The following is a 7378-nucleotide window of genomic DNA, read 5'->3' on the forward strand; positions in this document are numbered from 1 at the left end:
GGGCCTCGGGGCTGGGGGGTGTGAAACCAGGCGGCTCGGCAGATGCGGCCGCCTCCTCGGTCGTAGCCCAGGGCGCGGGCTCCGCGCGGTCATCCGACGGCGCCGAATCGCCCGCTGCGAAGAACGGGTGCGCGGTTCGGGCTACCTCGGATGACGCCGCTGCCTCTGGCTGAGGAGCGGCCGGGCCCGCTTCTGCGGACGGTGCCACGACCGGCCTGGAGCGGCGCCGCTCCTGCCATTCGTCGGGGGACGGCCAGCCGCCACCGTCAGGAGAGCCGGCCGGCCGCGAGCCGCGAGCAGCCCCCGGCGACCAGCCACCGCCATCACGCCCACCACCGGATCTCCGACCGCCGCCACCGCGGTCGTCACCGGATCTCCAACCACCGCCACCGCGGTCGTCGCCGGATCGCCGGCCGCTGCCGTCGCGGTCGGTGCCAGGCTGCCCGCCTTCACGATCACCATCGGACCACCGGCCGTCGGCGGCCGGTAGTCCGGTGCCGTCGCTGTCCTGGCCGTCGGGGGAGCCCCAGCCGCGCCCCGCGAGGCGGCCGCCGCGGCGCCCCGAGGCCGGGGGGCGACCGGAGGCACGTGCGGGCGGCAGGCCGGGAGCCCCGTCGGACGGCCAAGCCGGGCTCTCGGGGGTGCTCGGCTTGCGGCGGCGGCGGGACGGCGTGGTGGGGAGGTCTGGCCAGGCGCCCCAGTCTCGGGAGTGAGGCGCCTGGTCCGGGTCCGTGTCACTCATGCGACGACCGATCAGACGTCACCGGGCTTCGGCGTGGACTTGGAACCACGACCGGTGGGAGCCGCGGCGGCCGCGGGAGCGGGGGCGGGAGCGGCCTCGGCCGGGGTGTCGAGGCGGGGGCCGACGCCCAGCTTGTCCTTGATCTTCTTCTCGATCTCGTTGGCCATGTCGGGGTGGTTCTTCAGGAAGTTGCGGGCGTTCTCCTTGCCCTGGCCGAGCTGGTCGCCCTCGTAGGTGTACCAGGCTCCGGACTTGCGGACGAAGCCGTGCTCGACGCCCATGTCGATGAGGCCGCCCTCGCGGGAGATGCCGACGCCGTAGAGGATGTCGAAGTCGGCCACGCGGAAGGGCGGGGCCATCTTGTTCTTGACGACCTTGACGCGGGTGCGGTTGCCGACCGCCTCGGTGCCGTCCTTGAGGGTCTCGATGCGGCGGATGTCCAAGCGGACGGAGGCGTAGAACTTCAGCGCCTTGCCGCCCGTCGTGGTCTCGGGCGAGCCGAACATGACGCCGATCTTCTCGCGCAGCTGGTTGATGAAGATGGCGGTGGTGCCGGTGCTGCTGAGCGCGCCGGCGACCTTGCGCAGGGCCTGGGACATCAGACGGGCCTGGAGGCCGACGTGGCTGTCGCCCATCTCGCCCTCGATCTCGGCCTTGGGCACCAGAGCGGCCACCGAGTCGATGACGATGATGTCGACGGCGCCGGACCTGATCAGCATGTCGGCGATCTCCAGCGCCTGCTCGCCCGTGTCGGGCTGGGAGACCAGCAGCGCGTCGGTGTCGACGCCGAGCTTCTTGGCGTATTCGGGGTCGAGGGCGTGCTCGGCGTCGATGAAGGCGGCGATGCCGCCCGCGCGCTGGGCGTTGGCCACCGCGTGCAGGGCGACCGTGGTCTTGCCGGAGGACTCCGGGCCGTAGATCTCGACGATCCTGCCGCGCGGCAGGCCGCCGATGCCGAGGGCCACGTCCAGGGAGATGGACCCGGTGGGGATCACCTCGATGGGGGCTCGGGCGTCGTCGCCCAGGCGCATCACGGACCCCTTGCCGAACTGCCGCTCGATTTGAGCGAGTGCGGTCTCGAGGGCCTTCTCGCGGTCGTTGATTGCCATGGAACTCCCCCTGGAGAGTCTTGGGTCCGAACAGTCGAGTGCAAGCTATGGCCTGCCACCGACATTTTTGGCCGCCGCCGGGGAAGAAGTGGCCCGGCGAGGTCCATGGTAGCCGAACGACTGTTCGATCACACGCGGAACGCGCCGTCGTCAGGTGGGCGCGTCCCAGATCTGGCGGATCTCGACGCCCGCGCCGATCGGGCAGTGGCGGGCGATCTCCTCGGCCTCGTCCAGGCCGGCACATTCGACCAGGTAGAAGCCCGCGAGATCCTGCCGCGGCGGGACGAACGGCCCGTCCGCGGCGACCGGCAGGTCCCCCGGCGGCCCGGGGCGCAGCGTGCGGGCCGCCGGCCGCAGCGCCTCACCCGTGAACGGGACCCCGCGTTCCCGCAGATATCGCGCGAACGCCTCGTGCTCGGCGAGCGCGGCCTTCATCTCCGCCTCCGTGACGGACTCCCCGTAGCCCTCCGGGTCGAACAGCAGCAAAGCGAATCTCATCGTCGTACCTCCTCAAGAAGCATGACGAACGAGCCGGCCCGCTATTCGACAGGGGAGTGTTGTCAGCGGCCGTGAGCTGGGGAGACTCACAGAAAGACGTCAGGAGGCCGCGACGTGGCGAGCGCGTACACCGGGGAACGGCGCACCCATCTGGAGACTCTCGCCGCACTGCTGAAGGCTCAGGGCCTGGTGAGCCGGCTGGTCGGCGGCGACGAGCCGGTGCTGTGGGCGTGGCATCCGCGTACGGGACGCCGCACGCTGGTGTTCGCCACCCCGTCGCAGCAGGGCTGGCAGTTTCTGTGGTCGCCCGGCGGCCAGTGCGACGCCGCCGACCCGGAACGGGCCGCCCGCGCGCTGAAGGAGGAACTGGACTCAGCGGAGCCGGGATGAGACGTCCTCCACCTGGCAGACCGCTCGCCAGACGGACTTGGCGCTCTCGCCCTCGGCCAGCGCCTGCACGACGGTGCGGCCACCGAGCGGGGCCAGCACGTAGTCGCGCGCCCACGACTCGGCGTAGGTGTCGCCGAAGTGCTCGCGCATCCGTCTCCAGAACTCGGTCAGGCGCATCCCCCAAGTATGGGATGCCCCCGGGAGTGGGTAGGACATCCGCATGCCGAAGACCCCCAAGTCCTCACCCCCCAGATCCGCCAAGGTCAAGGCCAACAAGGCCAGGCGCCGCCGGTTACAGCTGGACCAGCGGCTCGCCGTACGGAAGGAGAAGGCAGAGCGCGCGGAAAGGCACGCGGGCATCAGGCAGGAGCCGCGCGCGGGCACGCCGCGTACGCGCAGGGCGTCGCGGCGTTAGTCACAGCACGCGCGCGCCGTACATCTCCCCGAGATGGTCGGCGAGCAGCTCCAGCCGGGCGCCGTCGGGGTCCTTGAAGTAGATGGAGGCGCCGCTCTCGATCTGGTGCGGCACGCCGGCCATCTCCAGCTTCCCGCGCAAGCGCTCCCAGGTGGCGGGGTCGACGGAGATCGCGATGTGGTGCAGGCCGCCGAGCACTTCCTGGTACGGTCCGAGGTCGAGGCCGGGGAAGTCGAAGAACGCCAGCAGGTTGCCGTTGCCGATGTCGAAGAAGAAGTGGCTGGAGCCTTTGTAGTCGCGGTTCTCGAAGATCTCGGTGAGCGGGAACTCCAGCAGCTCCTGGTAGAACTTGATGGTGCGCTCCACGTCCGACGAGACCAGGGCGATGTGGTGCAGGCCGCGCGCGCTGCTCGAAGGACGGTGCGGTAAAACGTACCGCTCCCGGATCTCCTCGCGGCGAGCCTCGATGGCTGCGTGGTCGATGGTCACGGTCGGTGTATGTCCGCCTGAGCGGCGGCTCAATCACGGGGCGCGGTGGCAAAGCGTTTTCTGTCGGTGCGGCGAGGCAGTATGAGCGCGTGAGCTCGCTCGACCATTTCAGCCAGGTGACCAGCCAATGGTTCGCCGGGGCGTTCGCCGCGCCCACCGCCGCCCAGGACGGCGCGTGGGAGTCGATCGCGCGCGGTGACAACACGCTCGTGGTCGCGCCCACCGGGTCCGGCAAGACCCTGGCGGCCTTCCTGTGGTCGCTCGACCGGCTGGCCGCCGAGCCGCCCGGGGGCGGCGGCACCAAGGTCGTGTACGTGTCGCCGCTCAAGGCGCTGGCCGTCGACGTGGAGCGCAACCTGCGCGCGCCGCTGGCCGGGCTCAAGCAGACGGCGCGGCGGCTGGGGCTGCCGGTGCCGGAGATCTCGGTGGCGATCCGCTCGGGCGACACCCCGGCCGAGGACCGGCGGCGGTTCGCGGCCCGGCCGTCCGACATCCTGATCACCACGCCGGAGTCGCTGTTCCTGCTGCTCACCAGCCAGGCGCGCGAGGCACTGCGCGATGTCCGCACGGTGATCGTCGACGAGGTGCACGCGGTGGCGGCGACCAAGCGCGGCGCCCACCTGGCGCTCACGCTGGAGCGGCTCGACGCGCTGCTGGAGCGGCCGGCCCAGCGGGTGGGGCTGTCGGCCACGGTGCGGCCGGTGAGCGAGGTGGCGGCCTTCCTCGGCGGCTCCCGGCCGGCGACGGTGGTGCAGCCGCCGTCCGACAAGCGGATCGAGGTCGAGGTCGTCGTCCCGGTGGAGGACATGACGGAGGTGGAGTCCCGGCCGCCCGACGCCGAGGACTTCGCGCCCGACCCGGCCAACCGGTCGATCTGGCCGCATGTGGAAGACCGGCTGTTCGACCTGATCGAGGCGCATTCGTCCACGATCGTGTTCGCCAACTCGCGGCGGCTGGCCGAGCGGCTCTGCACCCGCCTCAACGAGCTGGCCTACGGCCGTCAGCAGGGCACGGAGGCGGTCGACCTGTCGATCTGGGAGACCGGGCCGTCGCGCATGCCCGCTGAGGTGATGGCGCAGGCGGGGTCGAGCAAGGGCGCGGTCACCGAGATCGTGCGCGCGCACCACGGCTCGGTGTCCAAGCAGGAGCGGGCGCAGATCGAGGAGGCGCTCAAGTCGGGGCGACTGCCGGCCGTGGTCGCCACTTCCAGCCTGGAGCTGGGCATCGACATGGGCGCGGTCGACCTGGTGGCGTGCGTGGAGGCGCCGCCGAGCGTGGCGAGCGGGCTGCAGCGCATCGGCCGGGCCGGTCACCAGGTGGGCGCGGTGTCCAAGGGCGTGATCTTCCCGAAATACCGGGGCGATCTGGTGCAGACGGCCGTGGTCGCCGAGCGGATGAAGAGCGGCCTCATCGAGGAGCTGCGCTATCCGCGTAATCCGCTCGACGTGCTGGCCCAGCAGATCGTCGCGATGACCGCGCTCGACGAGTGGACGGTCGACGAGCTGGAGACCGTGGTCAAGCGGGCCGCCCCTTACTCGACGCTGCCCAGGAGCGCGCTGGAGGCGACGCTCGACATGCTGGCCGGCCGCTATCCGAGCGAGGAGTTCGCCGAGCTGCGGCCGCGCATCGTGTGGGACCGGGTGACCGGCACCCTGCAGGGCCGCCCCGGCGCGCAGCGGCTGGCCGTCACCAACGGCGGCACCATCCCCGACCGTGGCCTGTTCGGCGTCTTCCTCGTGGGCGAGAAGGCGTCCCGGGTGGGCGAGCTCGACGAGGAGATGGTGTACGAGTCCCGCGTCGGCGACGTGTTCGTGCTGGGCGCGACGTCGTGGCGGATCGAGGACATCACGGCCGACCGGGTGCTCGTCTCGCCCGCGCCGGGGCAGCCGGGCAAGCTGCCGTTCTGGCACGGCGACACGCCGGGCCGCCCCGCCGAGCTGGGCCGCGCCATCGGCGGCTTCCTGCGCGAGCAGGCCGCCCAGGAGTCGCCCGACCGGCTCAGGGAGGCCGGGCTCGACTCCTACGCCGCCGCCAACCTGCTGGCCTACCTGCGCGAGCAGCGCGAGGCCACCGGTTACGTGCCCGACGACCGGACGCTGCTGGTCGAGCGCTTCCACGACGAGCTGGGCGACTGGCGGGTGGTCATCCACTCCCCCTACGGCGCGCGGGTGCACGCCCCGTGGGCGCTGGCGATCAACCGGCGGCTGCGCGAACGCTACGGCGTCGACGTGCAGGCCGTGCACTCCGACGACGGCATCGTGCTGCGCATCCCCGACACGCTGGCCGAGCCGCCGACCGACGTGGCGGCCTTCGACGCCGACGAGATCGAGCGGATCGTCACCGAGGAGCTGGGCGGGTCGGCGCTGTTCGCATCCCGGTTCCGGGAGTGCGCGGGGCGGGCGCTGCTGCTGCCGCGCCGCGTCCCCGGCCGGCGCAGCCCGCTGTGGCAGCAGCGCCAGCGGGCCGCGCACCTGCTCGGCGTCGCCTCCCAGTACGCCTCGTTCCCGATCGTGCTGGAGACGATGCGCGAGTGCCTCCAGGACGTGTTCGACGTGCCGGGCCTGGTCACGCTGATGCGCGACCTGGCGGCGCGGCGGGTGCGGCTGGTGGAGGTGGAGACGTCGCAGGCATCGCCGTTCGCCGCGTCGCTGCTGTTCCACTACGTGGGCGCGTTCATGTACGAGGGCGACGCGCCGCTGGCCGAGCGGCGGGCGCAGGCGCTGGCCCTCGACACGACGCTGCTGGCCGAGCTGCTCGGCCAGGCCGACCTGCGTGAGCTGCTCGACCCCGACGTGATCGCCGACACCGAGCGGGAGCTGGCGCGGCTCGACCGGCCGCTGCGTGACGCGGAGGACCTCGCCGACCTGCTGCGCTCGCACGGGCCGCTGCTCGCGCCCGACGTGAGCGTGCGCGGCGGCGATCCGGCCTGGCTGGAGGAGCTGGAGCGGGCGCGCCGCGCCATCCGCGTACGGATCGCGGGCGAGCCGCAGTGGGCCGCGATCGAGGACTCCGCCCGGATGCGCGACGCGCTCGGGGCGCCGTTGCCCGTGGGGATCCCGCACGTGTTCCTGGAGCCGGTCGCCGATCCGCTGGCCGACCTGGTGGCCCGGCACGCGCGCACCCGGGGGCCGTTCCTCGCGGCCACGGCCGCGGAGCGGTTCGGGCTGGGCGTGGCCGTGGTGACCGACGCGCTGCGCAGGCTGGCCGTGCCCGGGCGGGTGGTCAACGGGGAGTTCCGGCCCGGCGGGCGGGGTGAGGAGTGGTGCGACGCCGGCGTGCTGCGGACGCTGCGGCGCAGGTCGCTCGCCAGGCTGCGCAAGGAGGTCGAGCCGGTCGCGGCGGAGACGCTGGCCAGGTTCCTGCCCGCGTGGCACGGGATCACCGGGTCACGGGGCGGCGCACCGTACGAGAGCGGCGGCCGGGCGATGGACTCACTGGTGCGGGCCGTCGAGCTGCTGCAGGGGGCGGCGGTGCCGGCCTCGGCGCTGGAGACGCTGGTGCTGCCGTCGCGGGTGCCCGGCTATCACCCGGCGCTGCTCGACGAGCTGACCTCGTCCGGCGAGGTGATGTGGGTGGGGCAGGGGTCGTTGCCCGGCGGTGACGGGTGGGTGTCGCTGTACTTCGCCGACACCGCCCCGCTGCTGCTGGCCGAGCCGGCGGAGATCACGATGACGCCGGTGCACGAGCAGGTGCTGGAGACGCTCGGGGGTGGCGGGGCGTTGTTCTTCCGGGGGC

7 protein-coding genes are annotated in these 7378 nt (G+C 72.6%); 3 read left to right on the plus strand and 4 right to left on the minus strand.

Annotated elements, in window-relative coordinates:
- Positions 1-753: 753 nt before the first annotated feature.
- Together recA and ADY59_RS45785 are read right to left on the minus strand one after the other, a co-directional pair.
- Entirely contained in the window at positions 754-1851 is a 1098-nt protein-coding gene (recA, locus tag ADY59_RS45780; protein WP_049577172.1) for a recombinase RecA, read from the minus strand.
- A gap of 150 nt (positions 1852-2001) precedes the next feature.
- Complete coding sequence (locus ADY59_RS45785) at positions 2002-2349, minus strand: YciI family protein (protein ID WP_063780990.1); 348 nt, start codon at positions 2347-2349, stop codon at positions 2002-2004.
- A gap of 114 nt (positions 2350-2463) precedes the next feature.
- Here ADY59_RS45785 and ADY59_RS45790 point away from each other — a divergent pair, with 114 nt between their 5' ends.
- Positions 2464-2739, plus strand: a complete 276-nt coding sequence (locus ADY59_RS45790; RefSeq protein ID WP_049577179.1) for a hypothetical protein — start codon at positions 2464-2466, stop codon at positions 2737-2739.
- Here ADY59_RS45790 and ADY59_RS45795 read toward each other — a convergent pair.
- The gene (locus ADY59_RS45795) at positions 2722-2916 is read right to left on the minus strand and encodes a DUF3046 domain-containing protein (protein WP_049577187.1); all 195 of its coding nucleotides are present in this window, start codon (positions 2914-2916) and stop codon (positions 2722-2724) included. The two genes, ADY59_RS45790 and ADY59_RS45795, sit on opposite strands and share 18 nt — an antisense overlap.
- A 43-nt stretch (positions 2917-2959) precedes the next feature.
- On the opposite strand from ADY59_RS45795, the gene ADY59_RS50870 reads away from it, so the two are divergent.
- Complete coding sequence (locus ADY59_RS50870) at positions 2960-3154, plus strand: hypothetical protein (RefSeq protein ID WP_156326150.1); 195 nt, start codon at positions 2960-2962, stop codon at positions 3152-3154.
- On the opposite strand, the gene ADY59_RS45800 is transcribed toward ADY59_RS50870, so the two are convergent.
- Positions 3155-3643: a VOC family protein gene (locus tag ADY59_RS45800; RefSeq protein WP_049577182.1), complete on the minus strand. Its 489-nt coding sequence runs from the start codon at positions 3641-3643 to the stop codon at positions 3155-3157. It lies immediately after the preceding gene.
- Between the two features lie 89 nt (positions 3644-3732).
- On the opposite strand from ADY59_RS45800, the gene ADY59_RS45805 reads away from it, so the two are divergent.
- Positions 3733-7378: DEAD/DEAH box helicase (locus tag ADY59_RS45805; RefSeq protein WP_049577185.1), on the plus strand; the 3646-nt coding region annotated here is incomplete at its 3' end.

This window comes from Nonomuraea sp. SBT364, from assembly GCF_001083785.1.
GTDB lineage: Bacteria > Actinomycetota > Actinomycetes > Streptosporangiales > Streptosporangiaceae > Nonomuraea.